Annotated in this window: 23 protein-coding genes and 1 pseudogene; 10 read left to right on the top strand and 14 right to left on the bottom strand. The window is 60.6% G+C overall.

All coding sequences use genetic code 11. The features are described 5' to 3' along the window. The first annotated feature begins 27 nt into the window (after window positions 1-27). From P6U24_RS23300 to P6U24_RS23270, 7 genes are all read left to right on the top strand, one after another. Window positions 28-270 carry a hypothetical protein gene (locus P6U24_RS23300; RefSeq protein ID WP_407154836.1) on the top strand — a complete coding sequence of 81 codons (243 nt, stop codon included), beginning with the start codon at window positions 28-30 and terminating at the stop codon, window positions 268-270. A gap of 17 nt (window positions 271-287) precedes the next feature. Continuing rightward, window positions 288-2306 carry a recombinase family protein gene (locus P6U24_RS23295; protein WP_407154835.1) on the top strand — a complete coding sequence of 673 codons (2019 nt, stop codon included), beginning with the start codon at window positions 288-290 and terminating at the stop codon, window positions 2304-2306. 317 nt (window positions 2307-2623) lie between these two features. After that, window positions 2624-4360: an adenylate/guanylate cyclase domain-containing protein gene (locus P6U24_RS23290; RefSeq protein ID WP_407154834.1), complete on the top strand. Its 1737-nt coding sequence runs from the start codon at window positions 2624-2626 to the stop codon at window positions 4358-4360. 112 nt (window positions 4361-4472) lie between these two features. Continuing rightward, window positions 4473-5504 (top strand): ABC transporter substrate-binding protein, encoded by a 1032-nt coding sequence (locus tag P6U24_RS23285; protein ID WP_407154833.1) that lies wholly within the window; start codon window positions 4473-4475, stop codon window positions 5502-5504. Between the two features lie 354 nt (window positions 5505-5858). Then, window positions 5859-6560: a dTDP-glucose 4,6-dehydratase gene (locus P6U24_RS23280; protein ID WP_407154832.1), complete on the top strand. Its 702-nt coding sequence runs from the start codon at window positions 5859-5861 to the stop codon at window positions 6558-6560. Further along, window positions 6557-6853, top strand: coding sequence for a hypothetical protein (locus tag P6U24_RS23275; protein WP_407154831.1), 297 nt, complete (start codon window positions 6557-6559; stop codon window positions 6851-6853). Before P6U24_RS23280 ends, P6U24_RS23275 begins: the two co-directional genes overlap by 4 nt. 11 nt (window positions 6854-6864) lie before the next feature. Continuing rightward, window positions 6865-7839: an alpha/beta fold hydrolase gene (locus P6U24_RS23270; RefSeq protein ID WP_407154830.1), complete on the top strand. Its 975-nt coding sequence runs from the start codon at window positions 6865-6867 to the stop codon at window positions 7837-7839. 119 nt (window positions 7840-7958) lie between these two features. Here P6U24_RS23270 and P6U24_RS23265 read toward each other — a convergent pair whose 3' ends face one another. Further along, window positions 7959-8486 (bottom strand): GlcG/HbpS family heme-binding protein, encoded by a 528-nt coding sequence (locus P6U24_RS23265; RefSeq protein ID WP_407154829.1) that lies wholly within the window; start codon window positions 8484-8486, stop codon window positions 7959-7961. 79 nt (window positions 8487-8565) lie between these two features. Here P6U24_RS23265 and P6U24_RS23260 point away from each other — a divergent pair, with 79 nt between their 5' ends. Continuing rightward, a complete protein-coding gene (locus P6U24_RS23260) occupies window positions 8566-9165 on the top strand; it encodes a hypothetical protein (RefSeq protein ID WP_407154828.1) in 600 nt (199 codons plus the stop codon). Window positions 9166-9460: 295 nt separating this feature from the next. Further along, window positions 9461-9694: a DUF2171 domain-containing protein gene (locus tag P6U24_RS23255; RefSeq protein ID WP_407154827.1), complete on the top strand. Its 234-nt coding sequence runs from the start codon at window positions 9461-9463 to the stop codon at window positions 9692-9694. A 36-nt stretch (window positions 9695-9730) separates the two neighbouring features. Here P6U24_RS23255 and P6U24_RS23250 read toward each other — a convergent pair whose 3' ends face one another. The 7 genes and pseudogenes from P6U24_RS23250 to P6U24_RS23220 all read right to left on the bottom strand — a co-directional run bounded on the left by P6U24_RS23250 (window position 9731) and on the right by P6U24_RS23220 (window position 16720). After that, a complete protein-coding gene (locus P6U24_RS23250; protein WP_407154826.1) occupies window positions 9731-9874 on the bottom strand; it encodes a hypothetical protein in 144 nt (47 codons plus the stop codon). 208 nt (window positions 9875-10082) lie between these two features. Further along, window positions 10083-10488 (bottom strand): annotated as a pseudogene (locus tag P6U24_RS23245) (3-keto-5-aminohexanoate cleavage protein); the annotation flags it as partial. Window positions 10489-10856: 368 nt separating this feature from the next. Next, window positions 10857-11864 (bottom strand): ABC transporter permease, encoded by a 1008-nt coding sequence (locus P6U24_RS23240; protein ID WP_407154825.1) that lies wholly within the window; start codon window positions 11862-11864, stop codon window positions 10857-10859. Window positions 11865-11882: 18 nt separating this feature from the next. Further along, the gene (locus P6U24_RS23235; protein WP_407154824.1) at window positions 11883-13388 is read right to left on the bottom strand and encodes a sugar ABC transporter ATP-binding protein; all 1506 of its coding nucleotides are present in this window, start codon (window positions 13386-13388) and stop codon (window positions 11883-11885) included. A gap of 137 nt (window positions 13389-13525) precedes the next feature. Continuing rightward, the gene (locus P6U24_RS23230; RefSeq protein WP_407154823.1) at window positions 13526-14485 is read right to left on the bottom strand and encodes an ABC transporter substrate-binding protein; all 960 of its coding nucleotides are present in this window, start codon (window positions 14483-14485) and stop codon (window positions 13526-13528) included. 90 nt (window positions 14486-14575) lie between these two features. After that, entirely contained in the window at window positions 14576-15706 is a 1131-nt protein-coding gene (locus P6U24_RS23225) for a mannitol dehydrogenase family protein (RefSeq protein WP_407154822.1), read from the bottom strand. A gap of 3 nt (window positions 15707-15709) precedes the next feature. Further along, complete coding sequence (locus P6U24_RS23220; RefSeq protein WP_407154821.1) at window positions 15710-16720, bottom strand: zinc-binding alcohol dehydrogenase family protein; 1011 nt, start codon at window positions 16718-16720, stop codon at window positions 15710-15712. A gap of 122 nt (window positions 16721-16842) precedes the next feature. Here P6U24_RS23220 and P6U24_RS23215 point away from each other — a divergent pair, with 122 nt between their 5' ends. Then, window positions 16843-17823, top strand: a complete 981-nt coding sequence (locus P6U24_RS23215; protein ID WP_407154820.1) for a GntR family transcriptional regulator — start codon at window positions 16843-16845, stop codon at window positions 17821-17823. A 1626-nt stretch (window positions 17824-19449) separates the two neighbouring features. On the opposite strand, the gene P6U24_RS23210 is transcribed toward P6U24_RS23215, so the two are convergent. From P6U24_RS23210 to P6U24_RS23185, 6 genes are all read right to left on the bottom strand, one after another. Continuing rightward, window positions 19450-19872 carry a hypothetical protein gene (locus tag P6U24_RS23210; protein ID WP_407154819.1) on the bottom strand — a complete coding sequence of 141 codons (423 nt, stop codon included), beginning with the start codon at window positions 19870-19872 and terminating at the stop codon, window positions 19450-19452. 7 nt (window positions 19873-19879) lie between these two features. Then, the gene (locus tag P6U24_RS23205) at window positions 19880-20698 is read right to left on the bottom strand and encodes a S1/P1 nuclease (RefSeq protein WP_407154818.1); all 819 of its coding nucleotides are present in this window, start codon (window positions 20696-20698) and stop codon (window positions 19880-19882) included. Between the two features lie 464 nt (window positions 20699-21162). Then, window positions 21163-21333: a twin-arginine translocation signal domain-containing protein gene (locus P6U24_RS23200; RefSeq protein ID WP_407154817.1), complete on the bottom strand. Its 171-nt coding sequence runs from the start codon at window positions 21331-21333 to the stop codon at window positions 21163-21165. A gap of 52 nt (window positions 21334-21385) precedes the next feature. After that, on the bottom strand, window positions 21386-22153 hold the full coding sequence (locus P6U24_RS23195; RefSeq protein WP_407154816.1) for a substrate-binding periplasmic protein: 768 nt from the start codon (window positions 22151-22153) through the stop codon (window positions 21386-21388). Window positions 22154-22188: 35 nt separating this feature from the next. Beyond that, window positions 22189-22530 (bottom strand): c-type cytochrome, encoded by a 342-nt coding sequence (locus tag P6U24_RS23190; protein WP_407154815.1) that lies wholly within the window; start codon window positions 22528-22530, stop codon window positions 22189-22191. Window positions 22531-22624: 94 nt separating this feature from the next. Then, complete coding sequence (locus tag P6U24_RS23185) at window positions 22625-24346, bottom strand: pyrroloquinoline quinone-dependent dehydrogenase (RefSeq protein WP_407154814.1); 1722 nt, start codon at window positions 24344-24346, stop codon at window positions 22625-22627. Between the last annotated feature and the right edge of the window lie 9 nt (window positions 24347-24355).

Here is a 24355-nt window from a genome sequence, read left to right as displayed (position 1 = left end):
GACTCCACCAATCGGGCGAGCGACGGCATGGCAGATGACACAGAACCGGAGCTGGACGACATCAGACCAGCCAACGACAATCAAGGTCCGGAGGATGCAGCGAACAAAGCGGATCACAAGACGCAGCGACAGTTGGAGCAGGTGACGTTGACCATTGCCCGGCTGATCGGACGCCGGATTGCACGGAAACAGTTCGCGGCGCTCAGCGCTGCCAATGACAACAGGCTTCAAGCCGCGAACGATGCGGAGGACAAGGCCGGCAAGGACTAGAGAGAACGGAGACTGCCATGCCCCGCGTTGCGCTTTACGCCCGCTACTCGTCCGACAATCAGAGCGAAAGCTCGATCGAGGATCAGTTTCGACTCTGCCGAGAGCACGCCAAGCGCGAGCGATGGAAGGTCACGAGCACCTATCACGACGCCGCCATTTCGGGCGCGAGCATGATCCTGCGGCCCGGCATCCAGTTGTTGTTGCAGGATGCGCAGCGCGGTCTGTTCGATGTCGTGTTGGGCGAGGCGCTGGACAGGATTTCTCGTGACCAGGCGGATGTCGCAACGCTGTTCAAGCATCTGCGCTTCGCGGGCGTCTGCATCGTCACCCTTGCCGAAGGCGAGATCAGCGAGCTTCACGTCGGCCTCAAAGGCACCATGAATGCCCTGTTTCTCAAGGATCTTGCCCTGAAGACCCATCGCGGTTTGCGCGGCCGGGTGGAGAAGGGCAAGGCCGGCGGCGGCCTCTGCTACGGCTATAACGTCGTGAAGAAGCTCGACGCCAACGGTGAGCCGATCCGGGGCGATCGCGAAATCGTCGTGGAGGAGGCCAGGATCGTCCGGCGCATTTTCCGCGCCTTTGCCGCCGGCAAGAGCCCGAAGGCCATCGCGGTCGAACTAAACAAGGACGGCATTCGCGGTCCGCTCGGCCGGGCCTGGGGCGACACCAGTATCCGGGGCCACGTCTCGCGCGGCACCGGCATCCTCAACAACGAACTCTATGCCGGGGTCTTGGTCTGGAATAGGCAGCGTTTCGTCAAGGACCCGGCGACAGGCAAGCGCGTGTCACGACCGAACCCGGAAAGCCAGTGGATCAGGACGGAAGTGCCGCATCTCAAGATCGTGGACGATGAACTGTGGCAGGCCGCGCGGGCGCGGCAACAGCAAATCTCGGCCCTCTTCGGTCCCAACCCGGCCAATACGCGGGAGGGCAGGGCCAAGCGGCTGCACCTGGCCAATCGGCCCGTTTCCCTCCTTTCCGGCCTTCTCACCTGTGGATGCTGCGGCGGCAGGATCGGCATCCTGACGCCGAACCGCTACGGCTGCCTCAACCACCATCGTCGCGGGACTTGTGCGAATAACCGCACCATCACGCGCGACAAGATCGAGGCGAGGGTGCTGGCGGGTTTGAAGGATCGCCTCGTCTCTTCTCAGGCGGTCGCAGAAGCCGTGCGCGCCTATGCCGAGGAGATGAACCGGCTGAACCACGACCGGCGGGCACGGGCGGAAACAGATCACCGTGCGCTCCAGAAGATCGAGCGGGCGGTTGCCGGAATCATGGCGGCAATCGAGGATGGCCTCTACCAGCCGTCGATGAAGGCGCGGATGGACGAACTTGAACGGCAGAAGGCGGAGATCACAGCGCGCCTGTCACAGGCTCCCGCTGACATTCCCGACATGCATCCCAACATCGCCAATGTCTATCGCGAGAACGTGGCCCGGTTCACCGAGGCGCTCACCGATCCGGATGGCGGGCGCGAGGCCGCCGAGGCACTGCGCTCACTCATCGGCGAGATCGTGCTCAATCCCGGCAAGAAGCGTGGCGAGGTCCACGCCGAGCTACGCGGCGAGTTGATGGGTATCCTTAAATTCTCGAATACCCAGGAGAATCAACGGACTAGCCGTCTTATGTTGGCAGTGGCTGCACGTCCCCGATTTGAACCTATTGATCGATGGTCGTGTAATTGCATCGACCCCGAAGCTCAGAGCAGCGCGTGTTCAGATATCAGGCGCTGCAACGACTATGATCGCGCGACGAATGCCCATTCTCGGTCAGACAAGCCCAGTGGTACGACCAGTAAGTCATTGATTGTTCTGAACCCGTGGCTGTCTCAATTAGCCGCTCTGTCGGAAATTTCAGACGCTTACGTCAAGACACTCTCACGCATGATGGCGCGAGCGCCGGGCCACGCCGCCGGAGAAATTGGCGAAGAAGCCAGCTTCGACAGCCGCCGCCGTCAACAGCTCGTCAACAGCAAGTGGCGTTTCGTTCCGATCTTGTTCTCACTCTGTTTGATGCCGCTTGGTGCCGGCTAAGTCTTCAGATCGAACCGCGCAGAGGCCGGACAAGTACGTCAGAAGCGTTGACGCATGAGGTGACGTACGAGCGGCAAGCCCTCATTTTGATGCGGCTGCGACAAGCAGTGGCCTGTCCAGACTTTACCGGGCCAACAGCAGTCACGGCCACAGATCAAAGTTGGATCGGAGGAAAAGCCATACAGACAACTCCCTGGGAGGTGTGAGGCAGCTCACACCAGTGGCTTGCGCGACGCACTAATCACGCTGCTGCGAACTTTCCTCGGTTTCCGCTGAAGGGATATTCTGTCCTAATCGGGCTGAGGTGGGTGGGTATCATGGTCCGGCAACGTTTTCGCGGCCTTTTCCAGAAGTACTTGCTCGTGCTTTTTATGGCGATGGCGCTTCCGCTCGCGATCAACGGCACCATCGAAGCTTGGCTTGGCTATCGGGACCAACGTGCGAGGATCGATCAGGTGCTTGGTGTTCAGGCGAAGTCCGCCGCCGCCGAGATCCATGGCTTTATCGACGGCATGACGAATCAGCTTGGTTGGTTGGTCCAGCTTCCCTGGACGGAGGACCCCGACGAGCGGCGGCGGACTGATGCATTGCGCTTGTTCCATCAGGCCCCCGCGATCGTGAGTCTCGCACTCCTCGATCATCAAGGACGAGAACGCCTTTACGTCTCGCGCGTCGGCCTCAATAGAATTGACAGCCGCACTGACCGGTCCTCCGATCCAGCGGTCCTGGGCGCTCGCTCGACCCGGATCTGGTTTGGTGACGTGAGCTACCACCGAGGCTCGGAGCCATACCTGACCGTTGCGATCTCCGGCAACCGACTGTCGGTCGGCGCGGCAGTTGCTGAAATCAACCTGAAATTGATTTGGGACGTGATATCGGCCATCCAAGTGGGAAAAACCGGCTTTGCTTTTGTGCTGGACCGACCGGGCCGGCTTATTGCTCATCCGGACATTAGCCTCGTCCTGCGCGGCGCGGAGGAAGCGACATCCAAGCCCTTTCAAGCAATACGCGATGCGATCGGTCGGGCGGGAGTGGGCTTCGCAACAAGCCGGGACGTGCGCGGCGACGCTATCGCCGCTGCCGCTGCTCCCGTTGAGGGTCCTGACTGGACTGTTGTGGTCGAACAGCCCCTGTCTGAGGCTTTCGGACCCATCTATCAAGCCTTATGGCGAACCGCAAAGCTCATCCTTGTCGGCACCATCTTCTCAGGCTTGCTCGCCTATGCGCTGGCGCACCGGATGACCGAGCCGATCCGGCTTCTCGAGGAGGGGACGAGGCGGATCGGCGCCGGATTCTTCGATCACCGCATCACCATTAAGACGGGGGATGAGCTCCAGCATCTGGCCGATAGTTTCAACAAGATGGCTGCCGAGTTGGCCCTGGCACAGGAGCAGCAGGAGCGTATTGCGAGACTCAAGCGGTTCCTTGCCCCCGAAGTAGCCGATCTTGTCGATCGAACGGGCGACGACAGCGTCCTGGAGGGCCGCCGCGCCGAGGTGGTGGTTGTATTTTGTGACTTGCGAGGCTTCACCTCATTTTCCGCTGGAGTCGCACCCGAGGAAGTCATGAGCGTGCTTTCGGAGTACTATGAGGCGCTCGGCAAAGCTATCACGGCATTTGCCGCGACACTCATCAGTTTCTCGGGCGATGGCCTGATGGTTCTCGTCAATGCACCCGTTCCCATCGAACAGCCGGCGTTAAGAGCCGTTGATCTGGCTGTAGAGATGCAGAGAAGCGTGCAAGAACTCCTCGTCCGCTGGCGAGCGCGAGGGTACCATATCGGGTTCGGGGTAGGCCTTGCCAGCGGCTCGGCAACCGTTGGACGGATCGGATACGAAAGGCGGTTCGACTACACGGCCATTGGCAGCGTGGTTAACCTCGCGGCCCGGCTGTGCGCATCTGCAGCCGACGGAGAAATCCTGATGGATACCGAAGTTGCCAAAGCCGTCAAGCAGAAGCGGCCGCTGAAAGAACTCGGAGACCGTCCAATCAAGGGCTATGACGAGGCCATGCCCGTCTTTGGAATCTCATTCGACGCGCCGTTCAGGATCTAAGCCGACGGAGAATGGCTCGGGACCCGATGTCTGTTGGAAGACGCATGCAGCGACTATCTGAGGTGTCACCAGATCGGCAGTCATAGGCGACCAGATCATGCAGGTTGGTGCAATGACCAGCACTGGATTGGAGGCAGTATGGCGCGGCAGGACGTTCGGTCGGATTCGTCGGCGGGACTTTCTTGCCCGGCTCGGTGGTGCCGCCACTTGGACGTTTCCGTCGCATGCGCAAAGATCGGCCATGCCGGTCATCGGGTATCTTTGCCCGGAGTCACCTGGGCTGTTCGCCAGCCGGCTTAAAGCTTTTCACGATGGACTCGCCGAAATTGGCTACGTTGAAGGCCGCAATCTCAAAATCGATTATCAATGGGCCGAAGGAGAGTACAAGCGATTGCCAGCCCTGGCAGCAGATCTGGCCGCCCGGAACGTGGACGTCATCGTCGCCCCCGGCGGCGCTCCCGTGGCCCTTGCGGCGAAGGCTTCTGCCGCGAACAAGCGGATTGTCTTTGAGATGGGGGGCGACCCTGTCCAATTGGGCGTCGTGGACAGCTTGTCACGGCCGGGGGGCAATATCACCGGCGTTTCGAGCTTGAGCGTGGAGGTATCGCCGAAGCGGCTCGAGTTGATGCACGAACTGCTGCCGACAGCAACTAAGTTGGCCGTGGTTGCCAACCCCACCAGTCCAACCGTTAATTCACAATTGGAGCATCTACGTTCCGCCGCCGAAATCTTGGGAGTGCGCTTGCACGTCCTGAATGCCAGCAGTGAGAAAGAGTTCGAACCTGTCTTCTCCGCCACCGCTCAGCAATCGTTAGGTGGACTCGTCTTCACCTCAGACCCTTACTTTGCGTTTCGTAGTGGGCAGCTTGCCGCGCTCGCTCTGCGATACGGTGTGCCCGCAATCACCCAATCTCGTGACTTCCCGACCGCAGGGGGCCTGATGAGCTATGGAGGCGATTTCGCACAGTCGCATCGTCGCGCGGGCGTTTATACCGGACGGGTCCTCAACGGTGAGAAGCCCTCTGATTTGCCAGTACAGCTGGTCACGAAGGTCGAGCTCATCATCAATCTGAAGGCCGCGAAAATCCTCGGACTCGCGTTTTCGGCCTCGCTAATCAGCGGCGCCGATGAGGTGATTGAGTAGAACGCCGGTTGGTTTGGTTTCGATCCAGCCGCGATGCCGGTGTTGTCATTGGCGCTCTTGGTCATGAGCGGCGTTATCCTGGACCTTGGTGTCATTGGCGATCAGACGCTCGGACGGCGCGCCGTCAATCTGCTGCGACCCAACGCGCGCGGCCGAGTTAACGGTCTCTATACTGGCCTGTTCTTCTTAAGCGGAGCGATCGCGCGGCCTTTGCGTACTCCGGTTGGACATTTGTGTGTGCGACCGCTGCTGCCTTCGGCGTAGCGGCGCTTTTCTTGCCGCGTTTGAGCGCTGAATCCTGTTTGGTGATGACGGAGATGCTGGCATGAAGATACTCCTCGCTGGAGCAACCGGGTGCCATCGGCAGGCGGCTGGTTCCGCTATTGGTCGCCGCCGAACACCAAGTTGCCGGCACAACCCGTTCGTCAAGCAGAGCGAGCGCACTTACGCGCCTCCGGTGTCGAGCCAATCATTGTCGATGTTTTCGATGCCTCTGCGATTTCGCGCGCGATCGCGGCGGTCCAGCCCGATATCGTCGTCCATCAGTTGACCGATCTGCCGCGCGGTCTTGATCCCAGCGAAATGATTGAGGGAACGCAACGAAACGCCCGTATGCGCAGGGAAGGGGATTCAAAACCTCGTGTCTGCCGCGCTCAAATCCGGCGTGCCTCGGCTTGTCACCAGAGCATCGCGTGGATGTACGCACCGGGGCCAGAACCGCACTCCGAAACAGATCCGCTGGCCCTGCAGGCGTCCGGCGCACGGGCGACGACGGTAGCGGGTGTCGCTGCGTTGGAGCACCTAACCGTTTCGTCACCGCCAATCGAAGGAGTCGTGCTGCGCTATGGACATCTTTACGGACCAAATACCGGGACTGACGTAGCCGGAGAACCGCCGTCACTGCACGTGGATGCCGCGGCCAAAGCGTGCTTGTTGGCAATAGAGAAGGCACATTTCGGCATCTACAACATCGCTGAACCAAGCGGTTACGTCTCGACCGAGAAGGCGCAGCGAGAGCTTGGCTTCGAGCCGGCCTTCCGGCTGGACCCTCAATGAAGGAGAAACTGGCGTGCACAAAGTTCTTGTGCAAGGCTTGGGGAGTCCAATATTCCGAGAGTATCGCGCCGCCGGCACATTGCATTATTTGCGAGGACGAGCAATCCGTGCCGAAAGCGGGCCAGCAATGGATCACTCCAGAGCAACTCGCGATCGACCGCTTCAACGCATTTCGGAAAGTAGCACCGGGGCTGTTTGGCATCTGGTCGCCGTCAGTTGTAGAGCAGGAACGAGTTCATCGGGTGGGGGTTGTTCCATTCAATTTGAAGTATCCGTCAGCGCGGACCATCTAAGGATTGATACGATGTCTACAATTGAAACGGTCTTGCTGATCGTTGTAGCCGCACTTGTCCTCCTGATCATCGGCAACGTCGCGTTTCAGCTGATAGCGGAGCGAAAGAACCCGCCGATCGGCGTCTTCATCGAATGCGACGGGGTGCGCCTTCATTACATCGAACGCGGCGATGCTACCGCGCCTTGCGTGGTTTTGTTCCACGGGAATGGTACGATGATTCAGGATCTAATCCTAAGCGGTCTGGTCGACCGCCTCGCCTATCATTACCGTGTGGTTTGCTTCGACCGCCCAGGGTTTGGATACAGCCGCCGTCCCCGCACGCGCATCTGGACGGCCACAACACAAGCTGCCTTGTTCGCGAAGGCCCTTGATCAGCTGGGGGTGCGCAATCCCGTGGTGCTCGGCCATTCCTGGGGAACGCTGGTCGCGATCGCGTTGGCGCTGCGAAGCGACTGTGTCGTGAGTGGGCTCGTACTTGCGTCTGGTTATTACTTTCCGACCTTTCGAATGGACTTTTGGCTCATGTCGAGTCCAGCAGTGCCACTAGTAGGCGATCTGATGCGCTACACCATCTCGCCCATCGTATCGTGGGCCATTATGCCGAAGCTGATTCGCACCCTGTTTGCGCCGCGTGCCGTTCCGCCGGAATTCAACGATGAATTTCCGATCTCGTTGTCTCTTCGACCCAAGCAATTGAGGGCGGCCGCCGAGGAGAGCGCGTTCCTTATTCCAGTTGTCGCGCAATTGCACCTTCAGTATCCGTGCATCCGGTGTCCGGTCAGAATTGTGCATGGAAAGGATGACCGGCTCATCGAGGCCGACCAATCGCGCCGCCTGCACGAGGCGTTGCCTCGCTCCCTGATAGATCTGGTCGAGGATGCGGGTCACATGGTGACATACGTCGATACAGCCGGAATCGCGGATGCCGTGGCGGTGCTGGCGCTCGCCGCACCGACAAGTCCGGAACTTGGCCGCGAGGCCTAGATCTCCGAAGCTAGACTGGAAGCAACTAAATCGCCCGGCTGCGCCGGCGACCGCGGCAACCGACCACGCGACCTCGACCTAGCCGCGACGTGGCAGGCTCGCAGTCGCCGAGAAGCTCCTCATTCGCTTCCGAGAAAGCGTATGCCAGCGCGGGCGCAATTCTCATCTTCGTCGTTGGACGACGCGCCGCTCACTCCGATGGCTCCCTGCAGTTTTCCTTGTCTGAAGATCGGAAGTCCGCCTGGCCGCCGCAGATTGGGAGCTCCCATCGCGGTCAAGAGACCCGTCGCCGGAAATGGATTGTCCCGATCCAAGGGCTCTCCGCTCGGGCGCCCCTCCTGTGCCGCGGCTATGGCCTTGCCGATGGATCGCCATGATGCTTCAGCAAACGCGCCGTCCATCCGCTGGTGCGCCACCAAGTGCCCGTCCGGCGCGCATACGGAGACGCTGACGTGCGCGGAGATCGACACGGCGTGGGAAAGTGCACCGCTGATCGCCTGATTGGCCTCTGCGAGACTTATGGTCACGAATGTGCCCTGTAGCCGATGAAGACCTAGACACGAACGCGACAGGGATCGCTGGCGTTCCTCGCGGATCGCCGACCTACCATTTCGCGGCAGATTGGAACCGAAGCCGTCCGGAGCCATTTCTGCAACTGCAGTCGGTTTCGTCCCCGGTCCTTACGAGACAGCACTGAGCGACTTCCACCTCCAGCACCATTCGGCCATGAGCCAGCTCGCCGCCATCGCCGCGAGCCTGACCTGCACCGTTCCCGCCATGGGGCCAGCCGGTCGCGGTCTCTCCCGCTACGATGCCGCGTATCGCCACGGTCGACGAACGATGTCGGTCCTACAACGTCGAAATGGCCGAGGTGATCGGCGGCAATTCTGGAAGCCTTTCGCCAAAGAGAGCGACGCCTCCCAGAACGACCATCAGGCGGCCGGCGAAGCTTCGGCCGGTGGCGGCGCTTCGCAACCCGGCGATGATCCGAACACGTTCGAGGCGCGACCTCCGATCGAGCTGACAGATGCGCGACTGCGCAAGCTGTCGGCTGCCCTCGGTCCGGCCTATGTGCGCGTCGGCGGGACGTGGGCCAACACGGTCTACTTCCAAGACTCGGATGGGCCAGCGCCCGCAAAGCCGCCACAAGGCTTCAAAGGCATCCTGATGCGCCCCGAATTCGCATGCCGACCTCAACATCTATGCGCAGTGCCTCCCGCGCCGGCCCGGTGGGGCGACGCTTCTGGCGATCAATACCACCACCATCGACAGCAGGTCGGTCCAGCCTCCGCTGGCGGCGGAGCGATAAACGCTCACGTCCGGTAAGCTCGAGTCCGCGAGCGTCCAATTGAACGGGCAGGGGCTCAAGGTGGGCGCCGGCGACGAACTGCCCGCTCTCCAAGGGCGGCAGGTCGCGGCCGGTCAGGCCGAACTCGCGCCCGCGTGCATCAGCTTCTTCGCAATCGAGGGCACAGCCAACCCGAACTGCCGGTAATTGGAACGACCTCGGCCTCGTCGGGAACGCTTCGAGAGCGGCCAGAGTTGATCAGGACCCGTCTTCGAGGCCGCCGCGCGCTCGACGTGCCTCGCCGCCAATGCATACCGTTCCGGGAGATCGCCAATGAAGGAAATCAGAGAACACATGGAAGTCATCGGGGCCGACGGCGTCCACATCGGCACGGTCGATAAGATCGAAAGCGGCCGCATTAAGCTGACGAAGAAAGACAGCGGGGAAGGCAGCCACAAGGGCCATCATCACTTCATCGACAAAGGCCTCGTCGCCGATGTCGAAGGCGACAAGGTTCGGCTGTCGGCGAACGCGGACGTAGCCGTGACCATGGAGGAAGAAAAGTAGGAGCGACCGCGACCGCGGATCCGCTCGCGAGCAAGACTACGATTGGGCGTTGACGGCGACCGATGTCGCATAGGCGTTCATGAAGTTCTGCAGGAATATTCCGGTGTCCGGATTGCTCAGCTTGCCTTGCTGATCGAACAGCTTGTCGGCGAAGCAGCGGTATGCTTTCGGCTGCTGCATGGCCGGGATGTTGAGAACACGAACGTCTCGCGCAAATGCTAGTTCGTACCGAAGCCGCCGATGGCGCTCGGCGAGGCACTGACGGCTGCGCCGGGCTTCCCATCCACACGCTCTTTCCGTATGGTCGGGAGCCGACATCCAGGGCGTTCTTGAGGGCAGCCGGAATGGAGCGGTTGTACTCAGGCGTTACGAACAGAACTGCGTTCGATCAGCTGCAATTGTACGATCTCGACGATGTCCCGCGACGCGCTCGCGGAACGCCGTCCACTCGGACGGCGGCTGATCGTCCAAGTCCTGATTGTAGAGTGACGATCTCGCGCACTTTTCGCACCTGTTGGGCATTGGATTCACCGAGCTTGCCCTTGCCGATCCAGAGGCTATCCTCGAGACCAACACGGACATTTCCTTCCATCGCCGCGAGCATCGCGGCCACCTTCATCCGCGAGGCTCCCGCCCCCAACACGGACCAGTGATAGTCCTTCCCGAACAGGCGGTCCGCGGTGCGCTTCATGTGCATGACGTCGTCAGGGTGCGCGCCGATGCCGCCCAGGATTCCAAAGACGGTTCGCAAGAAGAACGGGCCCCAAGCCTCGGTCGACGAAGTACGCCAGGTTCTAAAGATGGCGGTGCTCGGCTCGGGAACGACGCTCGCTTTGGCTCGATGTAGGCCGCCTCGTCGTCGGTCATTCCGACGAGAGCTTTTGCTTTGGAATCAGACGGGCGGGCCGGAATTGAAAAATCCTTGTGTGGCAACGGATCCTCCCGCCCCAGCCAATTGATATTGCTCGATCAAATCGCCTTTTCGCTCCTTTCATTCTGAACGGCCCATTCCGCTGCCGTTGCAGGGTGGAGAAATTGGTCGGACGACGGCATTTGCACGACGTATGCACCGGGAGATCCAGAAAGAGTCCGAGGCAGGTATGGGCGGTCGCTCTTTGACGCGATGTGAATGTGCGGAAGTCTGGGCGGCCTATAGCTTGGATTATCCGCGCTTTGCGCGCTGGAGGCTGTCGAAATAAACCACGACGATGATCAGCGCGCCGGTGATGATCGTTTGCCAAAACGAATTGACATTGAGCAGGTTCGCCCCGTTGCTGATGGACTGCAGAATGAGCGCGCCGATCAGCGGGCCATGGATCGAGCCGACCGCGCCGAAAAGGCTCGCACCGCCGATGACTGAGGAAGCGATGGCCTGCAGTTCGTCGCCCTGGCCCTGGGTCGGATTACCGATGCCGATGCGGGTCGCGAGCAGTACGCCGACGAATGCGGCAAGAAACGACGACAGGATGTAGGCCATATAGGTGATCAGCTTGACCCTGACGCCGGAGAGGCGGGCCGCCTCCTTGTTCGAGCCGATCGCGAACAGATAGCGCCCCCAGCGGCTGTGATTAAGGAACACGTAGGCGGGGACGGCAACGAGGACGACCATCCATACCAGCGACGGAATCTGGAACCAGCCCCCGTCGGTCCAAGGAAAGCCGAGGAACGTCTGGCGCGAGAAATGGGTGAACGTGGTATTATCGATCGAGATCGTCGCGCCGTTGGTCACGAGAAGGCCGATGCCCCGCAGCGCATACATGGTCGCCAGCGTCATGATGAAAGGCGGCAGGCCGAGTTGCACGACGCCGAAGCCGTGAAAGACGCCGATTGCGACGCCCATCAAGAGCGAGATAGTCACAGCGCCGAAGATGGTGGAAGCGAAGCCGAGATTGTGGGTGAGGAGCCAGGCGACCATCATGCTGATGAAGCCCTCGACCGCGCCGACGGAAAGGTCGATGCCTGCGGTGATGATGACGAAGGTCTGGCCGATTGCCAGTATCGCGATGAACGAGGTCTGGCGTAGGAGGTTCGCCATATTGTTGGCGGTCCAGAACGTGCGCGTCGCATAGGCGAGCGCAATCCACATCAGGAACAGCAGGCCGAGGAGCGTCAGCCCCAGCAGTACGCTGAGCCCGCCGCCGTTGCGCTTCGATGTCGATAGTTCGCTCATTCGGATCTTGCCCCTGCCTCAGACGCCGATCGCTTCAGTGAGGATCGCCTCGTGCGAAGAATCCTTGTAGGTATGTGTGGCAACGATGCTACCGCGTCGGAACACGTGCAGCGTGTCGGCGAGCTCGTAAACCTCGGGAAGATACGATGAGATCATGATGATCCCTGCGCCCTTGTGGAGCAATTCGCCGAGCAGCCGATAGATCTCCGCTTTGGTGCCGACATCGACGCCGACCGTCGGCTCGTCGAAGATGAAAAGCTTGGCGCCGTGGTTGAGCCATTTGCCGATCACGACTTTCTGCTGGTTGCCGCCGGACAGGCTCGAGACCACGGCGGCGCGCGAGGCCGTCCTGATACGGATGTCACGGATCTGCCGCTCCGCGGCGCCCGTTTCCATATCGTGGTTCAACAGCGGGCCCCGGCTCAGCCGGTCAAGGATCGGGAGGTTGAGGTTGAAGCCGACGCCGAGGTTCAGGCAGAGGCCCTGGTCGCGCCGGCTCTCGGGGGCGAGCGCGATGCCAAGGTTCATAGCCTGCCGTTCGCTGCGGACGGCGACGTCCTTGCCGAGCCAGCACAGGCGGCCACTCGTCGCCGGAAAGCGGCCGAACAGGCTCTGCACGAACTCGCTACGCCCCGCGCCGATGAGACCGTAGAGTCCGACGATCTCACCCTCCCGCACCCGAACCGACACGTCGTGGAAGCCCTGACCGGAGAGGCTCTCGGTCTCGAGTATCGTCCCGCCGATCGGCACGCTTTCCTTGTGATAGACTTGGTCGATCGTGCGGTTGATCATCAGCGCGATGAGATCTGCCTCATTTGTCTCACCGATGTTGCGGGTGCCGACGAGGGCGCCATCGCGCAGGATGGAAACGCGGTCGCACAGCTCGAACACCTCCTCCAGGCGGTGACTGATGTAGACAATCGTCACGCCCCTGGCCTTCAGGCGGCGGATGAGGGCGAAGAGCGACGCCGTCTCCTGACGCGTGAGATAGGCCGTCGGCTCGTCGAAGATGAGGAATTTCGTGCCGCGTCGTTCAGCGCGCGCCGTGGCGACGAGCTGCTGTTGGCCGATGGTCAGGGACGACAGGGGCGCACCGGCGGGCAGATCGAACCCCAGGTCGTCGAGCAGCTTCTGGGCTTCGCGCAGCATGGTGCGGTGCAAGAGCATGCCGCCGGATGTCGTCTCATCGCCGAGGAAGATGTTGGCCGCCACCGTCAGGTGCGGACACAGCACCACTTCCTGATGCACCGCGTCAATGCCGAGATCGATCGCCTCGTGAGGGGTAGCGAGCGCGACGGGCTCGCCGCGCCAGTACACCGTTCCGGTCGAGCGCGGATAGACCCCGGTCAACAGCTTGATGAGGGTCGATTTGCCGGCCCCGTTCTCGCCGACGATGGCGTGGATCTCGCGCTCTTCGAAGGCCAGGTCGACCGATCTCAGCGCATGTGTAGCGCCGAAGCGCTTGTCGAGCTTCTTGAGCGCCAGGATTGGCGGCGGGGCGGGGCGTGCGGCGGCGAGGGACATGGCAATTGGGGTTGGCGACGGAAATTCCCGCCGTACCCGCACCAAGAGCCGGCGCAGGGATCGACGGCCGTGTGCCGTCGCGCATCTGCTTCCACCGAGAGATGATGCGCGGCGACGCCCGGTTTGAGACTACGCCATTACTTGATGTTCGGATATAGCAGCGCGTGCTGCTTCTCGCCGTCCATATTGGCCTTTGTAATGAGGTTCGCGCCGGTGTCGACGTTGGCCGGCACCTGCTCGCCCTTGGAGACGGCGAGGGCGGTCTTGATGCCGTCGTAGCCCATCCTATACGGGTCCTGCACGACGAGTGCTGCGATCGTGCCGTCCTTGAGGAAGCCGATCAGCTTGTCGTCGCTATCGAAGCCGACGAGCTTGATGGTGTCTGCCTTGTTGTTCTCGGCGATCGCCTGGCCCGCGCCCTGCGCCATGATGAGGTTGGAGGCGAAGACCCCTCGCAAGTCCGGATTGGCGGTGATCAGGTCGGTCATGATGTTGAGACCGGTCGTCGCCTTGCCGTCGGCGACCTTGTCGGCGACCAGCTTGAGGCCCGGATATTTCACCGCGATCTCCTCCTTGAAGCCCTTGGCGCGCTGGTCGAGCGAACCGACGCCCGGGAGCGAGGTGATGAGCGCGACCTCGCCCTCAGGCTTTCCGTATTTCGCTTTGATCGCCTCGGCGAGGCCGTCGGCGGCAATCCGTCCGCCCTGGACGTTGTCGGTCGTCAGGAACGACGTAAAGGCCTTGGAGTCGGCAGCGGAGTCGATGCCGATGATCGGAACCTTCTTCGCCGCTTCGTCGATCGGCTCGCCAAGCGCCTTGAATTCGGTCGGCGCGATCACGACCGCCGCCGGCTTCTCGGCGACTGCGTTCTCGAGGATCGAAATCTGGCCGTTGATGTCGCTTTCGGACTGCGCGCCAAGCTCGGGCACATTGACGCCGAGATCCTTGCCAGCGTGGCGCGCCCCGGCGAGCACGATCTGCCAGTAGAACGACGTGGTGTCCTTGACAATGATCGGTATCTTCGGCTCCGCGGCGTAGCTCGGTGCGCCGCAAGCGGCGAGAGCGGAAAGAGCAACAGCAACAATCAACCGTTTCATGCGTCTTCCTCCTCAATTGAAGAGCTCTTTTTAGCTCTTGTCTGATTTCGCATTATCGTGCGCCGCGACAGCGTCTTCGCGACCAATGGATCATCCGCAAAAAGTAGGACCAGCCCTCCCGTTCATTGCGAGCGCCGCCCTCAGCAGCGGTTGGCCGGTCTGTACGCCGCTGGCTTCGGCAAGCGCGATCAGACCGCCGAAACGCCGTTGCTTCTTGGATTCGTGGTTGACGTAGATGTCGCTCAGGCGATGGTCGAGAAAGGGGTTGCTGAACCGGTCGATCGCCGTGTCGCGATAGGCGCGCGCCTCTGCTGCCATCCCGAGATCGGCAAAGACCGGCAAGACCTCTCGCTCATAGACCTCGCCGAGTTGATTCCGCATCGCCGCGTCCGTCATCGCCTCGCGCACCGTGAGCGCCGGCGAGCCATGGCGCCGGTGCCACAATTCGGCGAGCCAGGTATGGCCCAGGTTGAGGATAAACAATTTCAGGCGCTCGTAGCGCTTGAGGTCGCCAGTCAGCTTGATGTCCGGATGAGAGCAGGGCGGCTCCAGGCCAGCGCGATCTTCGATCGCCCATAAGGCGTAGGGCTCGGCCACCGCGCCAAGCGGCTCGAGCGGCTGCGAGACGATCCGGTCGACCAGCGAATTGACCCAGACGCAATCCTCACCAATCCAGCGGCACGGCGCCATCGGCACGTTCCAGTCGCCGAGTACTTTGAGCACCACAGCGCGTAGGGTCGCGCCGTTGTCCGGCGTCAACTCGCAAGGGAAAATCGTGATCGGGTCGGCGCCGGCGCGATGACGGGCGAGTAGCAGCTTGGCGAGCTTTGCCGGAAACGATTTTGGCGGCCGGCCGTCGGGACGGTCCGCGGGATCGGTCTCATATCCGCGGTCGCCGGTATTCGAGACGGCGCAACGAGCTTCGATGAACAGGCGCTCCACCTCTGCCCATTGCGCATTGGCGTCGACGCCGTCGCCGACGCTTGCGACCTCGACATCCCGGTCGACCGTAGCGCCGCCAGTCATTCCCTTGATCCGCACCAGATACGGCCTGCCCTCGGCGAATGCCGCGATCCGCCTCCGGCTCTCCGGGTTCCCTGTCGTCTGCACGGCGACGATCCGTCCCATCGCGCGACCTTCCGCCAGCGCCTCACTGACGAACAGGTCGACATGGGCTTGGAGAAAGCGGCTCGTGCCAAACTGAATGATCGGGAAAGCCATGGCCTAGATCTCGATCAGCGCCTTGATTGCGCCCGTCTCGGACTTGATCCATTCAGGAAAGCGGGACGGCGCCTCCGCGAGCGAGGCGCGATGGGTCGTCATCGCCTCGGTCGGCATGAGCCCATCGCGCATGGCGCGGAACACTTCGTGGAAATCCACCAGCGTCGCATTGCGGCTGCCGAGCAGCGAAATTTCGCGCGCGTGGAATTTTGGGTCTTGGAAGGAGATTGTCTCGCGCACGACGCTGACCAGCACGTAGGTGCCGCCATGAGCGACGTAGTCGAACCCGGCCTCGATCGAGGCTGCCTTGCCGGTGGCGTCGATGACGATGTCGAACAGATCGCCATCAGTGATCTCCGAAAGAGCCTCAAGCGCGCCGGGTCCACCGACAACCGTATGAGAGACTCCCAGGATCTCTCGGCAGAAAGAAAGCCGGTCCTCCCGCATGTCCAAAGCGGTGAGCACGCCACCGCGGAGCTTGCCAAAGATGATGCAACCGAGCCCAATCGGTCCCGCGCCTACGACGAGGACGCGGTCACCCCTTTGCGTATCGGCGCGGCGATTTGCATGGGCGCCGATCGCCAGGAACTCGACCATCGCCGCCTGATCAAGAGTGGCGCCGTCGGCTGCGGCGACATTCTCCTCCGGGACGCAGACGAATTCTGCCATTCCGCCGTCGATATGGACGCCGAGGACTGCGATGCGCTGACAGCAGTTCGTCTTGCCGCGCCGGCAGGCGACGCAGGTGCCGCACGACAAATAGGGGATCAGATAGACTTTCTGACCGACGGCGATGCTGCAGCCGGACCCCGTCTCGGCAACCTCGCCTGCCAATTCGTGCCCCAGGACTCGCGGGTATTCCAGAAAGGGATGCGAGCCTTCGTAGATATGAAGATCGGTGCCGCATACGCCTGCGCGCCGGATGCGCACCAGCACTTCGCCGGGTCCCGGTGTGGGCCGCGATCGCTCGACTATGGCCAGGCGCCCTGGTTCGACGCATTGCAATGCGCGCATCCGAGCGCCTCCCATCTTCCTGTCTATTGTCGATATAGAATCGCGCCAGTATCCTGAGGTCAAACTGTTTTTTCTAATTGCCTCTGGGGGCAATTAGACAGACGGGTTGCCGGCGGTCCACTATGAAACCAAACACCGTATTCAAATCGGCCTACAACCGCGGCCTCTCCCGGCTGCAGCGGCTGCCGATTGCGTCCGAAGTCGGATCAGAACCGGCGTGGTCGCGCGCGCTCGCCGTGAGCCGCACGACCGTGCGAACCATCTTCGCAAGATTCTCCGCAGCCGGTTTGATCGCGGGCGAGGGGCGACGCAGAGTCGTGCTGCGTCACCCAGTGCCTGCCGACTTCTATCCGGAGATCGAGACTCGGAGAGGCGGTGCTATCGTCGAAAGCCGCTTCATGTACTGGATTCTGCATGAAGACTGCAGGCCCGGGCAGTCGATCAACGTGCCCGAACTCTCACGGCAATTTGGCGCGTCGCCCGCGGCGGTCACAAACTACCTCAATCGCTTGAGACAATCCGGTCTTCTTGCACGCAACTCAGATGGCCATTGGGTTCTAAGGGGGTTTACGGAGGAATTCGCTGAAGAGCTCTGCGAAGTGAGGACGATGTTTGAACTGTACTCCGCCCAACGTTTCGTCACCCTCTCCGCCGAGGATCCGGCCTGGGAGGAGCTGTCTCGTATCAAGCAGGATCATCTCACACTGTTGAGGGAAGCCGAAACCCGCTACACGGATTTTTCAGCGCTCGACGAACGACTTCACCGTTGCGTCAACGACGCGTCGCGTAACCGCTTCATTCGAGGCTTCTATGACATGATCTCGATGATCTTCCACTATCATTACCAGTGGAATAAGAACGACGAAAAGGAACGGAATATCGCGGCAATCCACGAACACCTGTCCTACATCGATGCGCTTCAGGACCGTGTCGCTTCAGCGGTCATTGCGACATGCAATGCCCATATGGCGACGGCGCGGTCGACATTGTTGGCTTCTATCCGACGATCCGCCGATGCGCTGAAGGCCGATCGAGTAGCGCCGATGTTTATCTGGCCCGATGTAGCATTGCGATCTGACGCAGGCCTCGAAAAGCACCAATAAGCAGGAATCAATCTCACTCTTTGCCTCATCTCGGCACTTCATTGAAGTTGCTAGCACCTTCCGCCCTCCGAGTGCACCATCAACCACCTCCAGGTAGCCCTGAAGCACTAACGCATGCGCTTGTTCTACTATTTGGCGGCGGTCAGACGCGCCCTAGAGGCTGCGAGAGTTGAATTCATCAACGGCGACCGGCCCGGCGCTCGATTGACGCACAGCCTATCTGCTCGCGGGCGCTGAATTTGGCCTCAGCGTTCTCTCATTTGGCGGCAGACGACTGAGAGACCCAAAAGCCCTCCGACTGGTCGTCTGGACTTGCATCGCCTTCCATGGATCATCCGGCATTCTAGAGACATATGCGTATAGCCGGGGCGTTAGCGGGACTGCTGATGAGAGCCCTGAGTCCCGGGCGGACAACCGGGGCAGAACGCATGGCTTGCCAAAGCATCCCCTCGCATGATCAGTAATCTTGTGGTTCGCGGCGCCAGAGAGTTCACAAAGAGCGCGTTGCCGGCCCCTAGCAGGCCGGATGGCGAGGATCCGATCTGCTCATCTGGACGCCGTCGGACTGCTCAGGTGCCAATGAAGCTGGCCACCGATTGGCCACTGAAATCCCGTGAACAAACCGCGACAAAGGTGGTCAATGGTGACTAAGCATCATTGTTTTTGTTGATTTTTCGGAAGTTATCTACGTTCGGGTAGCCGAGGCGATCGCTGAAAACTAGCGGTCGGTCTGCTAAGGGACAGACAGGTTCGATCGGCCCTTTCGAGGCTCACCCTGGTATTCGGAGAGGACATAAGTAGCGAGCCGGGCCTTCATCCCCAAGACCGACGATAGTCTCGGCCGGCGTGGCCATATCGCTTGCACGATGGGCGCCACGGACCGCGTTTGTTCGCGGAAAGCCGCAGGATAAGGCACGCCGTAGAGCTCGCGACAGAGCTATTCAGATGGCGCACCAGCTCAAAGGCGATCCAAAGATCCAGACCGCCGAGGTTTCGCGGCAGTATCTCACGGCACTCGGTCCGCATGCGGCGCGCGTGCTCACGAAGATCCTCGACAATCCGAAGCACCCTGAGCATGGCTGCGCCCTTGGCATTGTGGGATCGGGTGTCGCCAGTGCACTTCGTCGCCGTCTTGAAGGTATAGGGCGAAGTGAAGTTCAGTGCAGGAGAGGTCGCGCGCATCATGAAGCGCATCGAACAGCTCGCGGCGAAGTTCGCCGTGGCTCTGCTAGCGCCGAAGATCATCGATGGGGAGGTGGCGGCGTGAGGATCATTTCCAGAGGACATCGATACGCGTTGGCATTGGTGACCGTGGGTGCTGAAGGGCGAGCCGCCGACCAAGATGCGGCCGGAGTTCCTCGAACACCCGAAGATGCAAGACGAATTCCTGACCGCGGATGCACTGGCGCTGGTCGAGCCGATGGATAAGAGCGCTTTCAGGCTTTATTCCGAGGCCAATCAAGCTCCAAATGGCCCTCGCAGTCCATGCGCATTCGACGCTTCGATCAGAAGTTCGGGATGTTCGCAACGCTCAATCCAAGCCTTTGACTCCGTGGAGAAGGTACCCGAGAAATGCAGGCCTAGCTCGGCGGACGGCATAGCCGCGCCAACTAGAAAGCTTGTGCCTCAATTTGGCAACAACTTGTTCGCTAGTCGGAGGCTTTCGCTTTGTGCTACAAGTGTGAAGCTCGCATGCTGCGTGGACTTCATCTGCTGCGCCTCACTCTTTACCGCTTGAGCAACCTGCTTGCCCAGATCCGCTTGCTCTTCAGCTTTCGTTGCCCGTGCTTCAGCATTGTCGGCGCGCTGCCTGTTTATCTCTCTGCCGAGAAGAGCGCCGGCGGCAGCGAAGGCAACGGATTCGAACGAGTTGAAAAGGAAGACGAGCCTTTGCCAACGAGGCTCCAGATCACCAATTTCAACGACACCCATCCAGATTAGCGATGCCAACCATAGCAGCACAATCAGAACCGCAACGAGTAGCGGGATGCCGGTCAACCGCCGGGTCGCGGTTTGGGTTGCGCCGTCTTCGCCGCCGGTCTTCGTCATGGAGCTGTCAGTCCTGCAGGGCGCCGAAAGCGAAATCAAGTTGGTGCGCGAGCCGTACTCCCGCTTTCTGCAATTGCTCCTTCACTAGGGGGTCATTCGCCTTCAGATATTCGGGGCTGATCTGCACGTTTCCATCCGGCTTGTCACAAGTTGAAGCATGCATTTCGCAATACTGCGTCTCGGCGGACTCGGCGATCGCAAAGGATTCATTCGCCCAATCTCTCGGATCCGAGGCGCTCCATTTCGTGATCATCTCCGGCGTAATGCCGTCGATCAAATCGGACGCTGCCTTATCGATGTCGGTGCCGACGGCATCCTCCACCAAGCAAGTATCCCAGGTGCCATGAAGGTTGCCGCTGCACTCACCGTTGACATGAATATTGTTTCCGCCGCGGTCATCTTCGAAGGAAACGTGCAACGGCTGATGAATGTCGCCTACCCAATGCCCGAGAAACTTCAAGGCAATAAGGCGATCTCTTGGCTTCTCTGATTTCGATGCGAGCACTTGAGCATCGCTCAGGATGGCCGTGAGAACACACTTGTCGGCGTCGGGGCATTGATCGGTGGTGAGGCCGTGCGAGTCACGAGACACGTTGATGAAATGCTCGGACGGGCGCTTGCGTGGGTGGTCTGGAAAGATGCAGGAGTCAGAGAAGTTGTCGAACTCCGAATCGGAGCGGATCAACTTGCGTATTGCGGCCCGCGTATCAGGTTGCGCCAGTCGGAAAGCAATTTCGCAGACGACCTTGTGGCCGGTGTCTCCCCACGCGTGCGCCTGCCCACAGAGCAGCGCCAGAGTTAGGGTTGCCAATACGAAAATGCGCATCCGGCCCTCCCGGACAAAGAGTTAAATATGGAAAAGGATGATGCAGGACTGCTGCGCCGTAACACAAGCTAAAAGTTTTGGTTTGTCTGTTAGCTACTTCATAGATCGATTAGAGAGCATGTCAAAGATCACGACTCGTCTCGAAAGTGCGGGCCTGCAAACCTGGTGATCCGAAGCGTCTGACGTTGCTAGCTGCTCCTTTCACGAGTTTGTGCAGCTGATTCGGTCGGAATGCCTTTTAATATATTCAAGGATGCACCGTCCCGAGATTCATGATCTCGTCCGCGAGTTGGACCGGCGCATCATTTCGCGGGAGAGTAAAATATCGAAAGCTCGCTTCTTGCCGCCCTTCGGCTTTTCGATGTGCAGCGTTCGGCGATGAAAGTCGATTTGACTGGGCCTTACTTGCTGTAACGCAGTAGTCCGAGAACCAGAGAGCAGCGTGAGCAGATGGAATTCACCTCTCAATACCCGAGCAGCGCAATTTTTGTTAAGGTCCCTTCAAAATCGGAATTCAGCAGGTCACGAACCGTGCAAAGCTGGAGTCCAATTCTCTGCAGCTCTGCCGGCGGAGCTGCTTTCATCGCGGCACCGGCGGCAATGGTTCCCAAGAAATCACGTCTGCTGATTACCATCGACGCGTTCGTCCTCGCACGTCCGGCCGCTATCGTCGTGAATCGGGCGCAGCTACTTCGGTAATGGCAAGGCTACACCATAGCGCCGGTATATGCGATCAATCGTGCCGTCTTCCCGCAGCCGCTCCAGCGTTCCATCGATCGCATCGCGTAGGCGGTCATCCGGACGGACCATGCCGACGGCGACATTCCAGTTGAGGTTCGCCTCGCTCTCGTCGCGATCCAAAATGCGGACCGCCTTGTCTGGATGCGTCAGATTGAAATAGCTGGCCGCCGTCGGCGTGACCGCCGCTGCGTCGATCTCATGATTGGCCAAAGCGTCGAGGCTGTCGATCTCGAACCCGAACGTTGATGTCGGCACATGCCGCTGAGCAATGATCATTGCCGCGGCGGATCCGACCTGCACCCCGACTTTGGTGTGTTCATCGAGACTTTTGAAGGACGTTAGTTGACTTGCCGGAGGTACGGCCAGCGCAACGCCCGTGCGATAGTAGGGCTTTGAAATCCTCAGATTGGTTTCGCCCTGGGCCTCGCGATCAGCAATCACATCCAGTACAATGTCGCAGCCGGCGCTGCGCAGCTGATACTGGGTAATAATCCAGTCGAGCCTCAGCGAGACGCCGAGTTCGCGTGCGAGCGCCTGTCCCAATTCGACCTGGAATCCGGGAGGATCGCCGGCTTTGCTCGCGAATGGAAGCGAGTTGGGGTGGGCGCAGAGCCCGATCACGCCGCTCGAGCGGATGGCGTCGAGGGGGCGCGCCTCTGCCTGTCCCATCAGTCCGATGATGCCGGCGACCACGAACGGGAGAATTGTTTTCATGAGGTGCTTCCCTGGGTAGATCAGGTCTTGCCGGCTCAGTCCTCGCGCGGCTTCAATGACCGGATGTACTTGATGATCTGGTCGATCTGCGCGTCGGTGAACAATGCGGCGAAGGCGGGCATGGCGCCTGGCTTGCCGTTCTTGATGCGGTTGCGGATGAAATCGTCGTCGTGTTGTGTGTTCATCAGCTGCGGCCCTCTGCCGGCTGCGCGGCCCCCATCGGAATGACAATAACTACAGATCGATGCGAACAATTGCTCGACATCGACCGGCGCGTTATCAGGCGCTGGCGTTGCCGACTGCGCTTGCGCGAGCATGGCACAGGCCAACGATAGGGGCAGCAGCACCGGCAGTGCCAGCACAAGATCCAATCTCATGAGGTCCAACTCCGGTTTCGGGAACCACATCAGCGCGTCAAAAAGCGCAGGGAGTGGGCTTCTCGCCCGCTCCCTGGCAGATCGTGGCAATGGCCTATTTCAGGCTGTAGACGACGAGCAGGCCGTCGTCGCGCGGCATGCTCTTGTAGACCCCACCGAAAGTCGGCGCGTAGTCGTCCGACGCCATGCCGCCGAACCCCGCAACCACCGCGATGTATTGCTTGCCGTTGACGGCGTAGCTGATGATTCCGCCTTGGTGGCCGGTGCCATCGGTGTGATTCCACAGCTCGGTGCCGGACTCGGCATCGTAGGCATGAACGGTACCGCGCGAGTCAGGCACGAATACTAGATTGCCTCCGGTCGATAGCACGTTGCCGAGCGGCGGCTCGGGGAAGCGAACTTCCCACTTCTTGGTGCCGGTTATCGGATCGCGCGCGTCGAGATGACCATAGATCTCGCCGCTGGGTGGCGGCGCGATCTTGAAGTCTGCGCCGAGGTTGAGCTGGACTTGCGGGGCAACGATCGGAGTCGTCTTCATCACCGTGAGCGTCATGCACCATTCCTGGCCGAGCTTATAGTAGAGGCCCGTCTTGGGACTGTAGGAACCGGAGTTCCAGCTGACGCCGCCTGAAATGTGCGGGCACAACGGCTCCGAGACCTTGCCGGCAGAGAAGTCGCGACGGCCGATCAGCTCCCCCGTTTTCGGATCGATGTCCTTGACGAAATTGCTGTTCTGCGTGATCCGCCAGACGTTCTTGACGTCCAAATTGCGGTCGTACACGAAAATGTATCCACTCTTGTTGGGATGCACTACGTACTTCTGGCCGTCGCGATCCAGCATCACGAACTCGCCGACCGCGCTGTCGAAGTCCCAAGTGTCGTGCGGCAGCTCCTGATGATAGAATTTCAACTTGCCGGTATCGATATCGAGGCCGATCACCGAGCTTGTATAGAGATTGTCGCCCGGACGCGCGCCCTGCGTCTTGTAATCAGCGCCCGACCAGTCGTAGAGCGGCGCCGGGTTCGCCGTGCCCCACAAAATCGTGTTGGTCTCGGAATCGTAAGTGCCGGGCATCCAGCCACCGCCGCCGCCGGTACGCCAGGAATCGCTGCCCCAGGTCTTCATGGCGTCGTCGGTACCAGCAACCGTCAGGAATTCCCATTTCTTCGCACCGGTCGCAGCATCGACTGCAAAGATCGGTCCGCGGCCCGGCCATTCGCCGCCCTGTGCGCCGATGATGACTGTACCCTTGGCAAAAAGCGGCGCGCCGGTAAACCCGACTGTCAGCTTCTGGGAGTCGATCAGCTTGGTGTCCCAAGCGACCTTTCCCGTCTTCATATCGAGCGCGATCAGCCGGCCGTCCATGGTGCCAACATAGACCTTGCCGTCACCGATTGCGGCGCCTCGATTGTAGGGCGAGTGAGTCTGCCGGGCGATCAAGGCCTCATCCAACTCCGGAAAATAGGACCAGATGACCTCGCCGGTGGCGCCGTTCAGCGCGAACACGCGGCTATAGGAGCCGGTGTAGTAGAGCACGCCGTCGGCCTCGAGCGGCATCGACTGCAGGCCACGCGTTGATCGTCCCGGAATATGTATCCAGGCAACGGTCAAGTTGCCGACATTGCTGCTGTTGATCTGAGCAAGCGGACTGTAGTGATAGGACTTGTAGGAGCCGTGATACGTCAGCCAGTCATTCTGGCCACCGGCCTCGATGCGCGCCGTATCCACCGATTGAGCAAGTGCTGGCGGCGCAGCAAGCGTTGCACCAATGGCAACAGCAAAGGGTAAAGAAAAACAGCACCACTGTCTCTTCATAGGTCTTTC

It is taken from the genome of Bradyrhizobium sp. STM 3557 (assembly GCF_045571465.1).
In the GTDB taxonomy this organism is placed as follows: Bacteria; Pseudomonadota; Alphaproteobacteria; order Rhizobiales; family Xanthobacteraceae; genus Bradyrhizobium.
The sequence above is the reverse complement of the archived record's forward strand: the minus strand, read 5'-3'. Positions and strand labels throughout refer to the sequence as shown.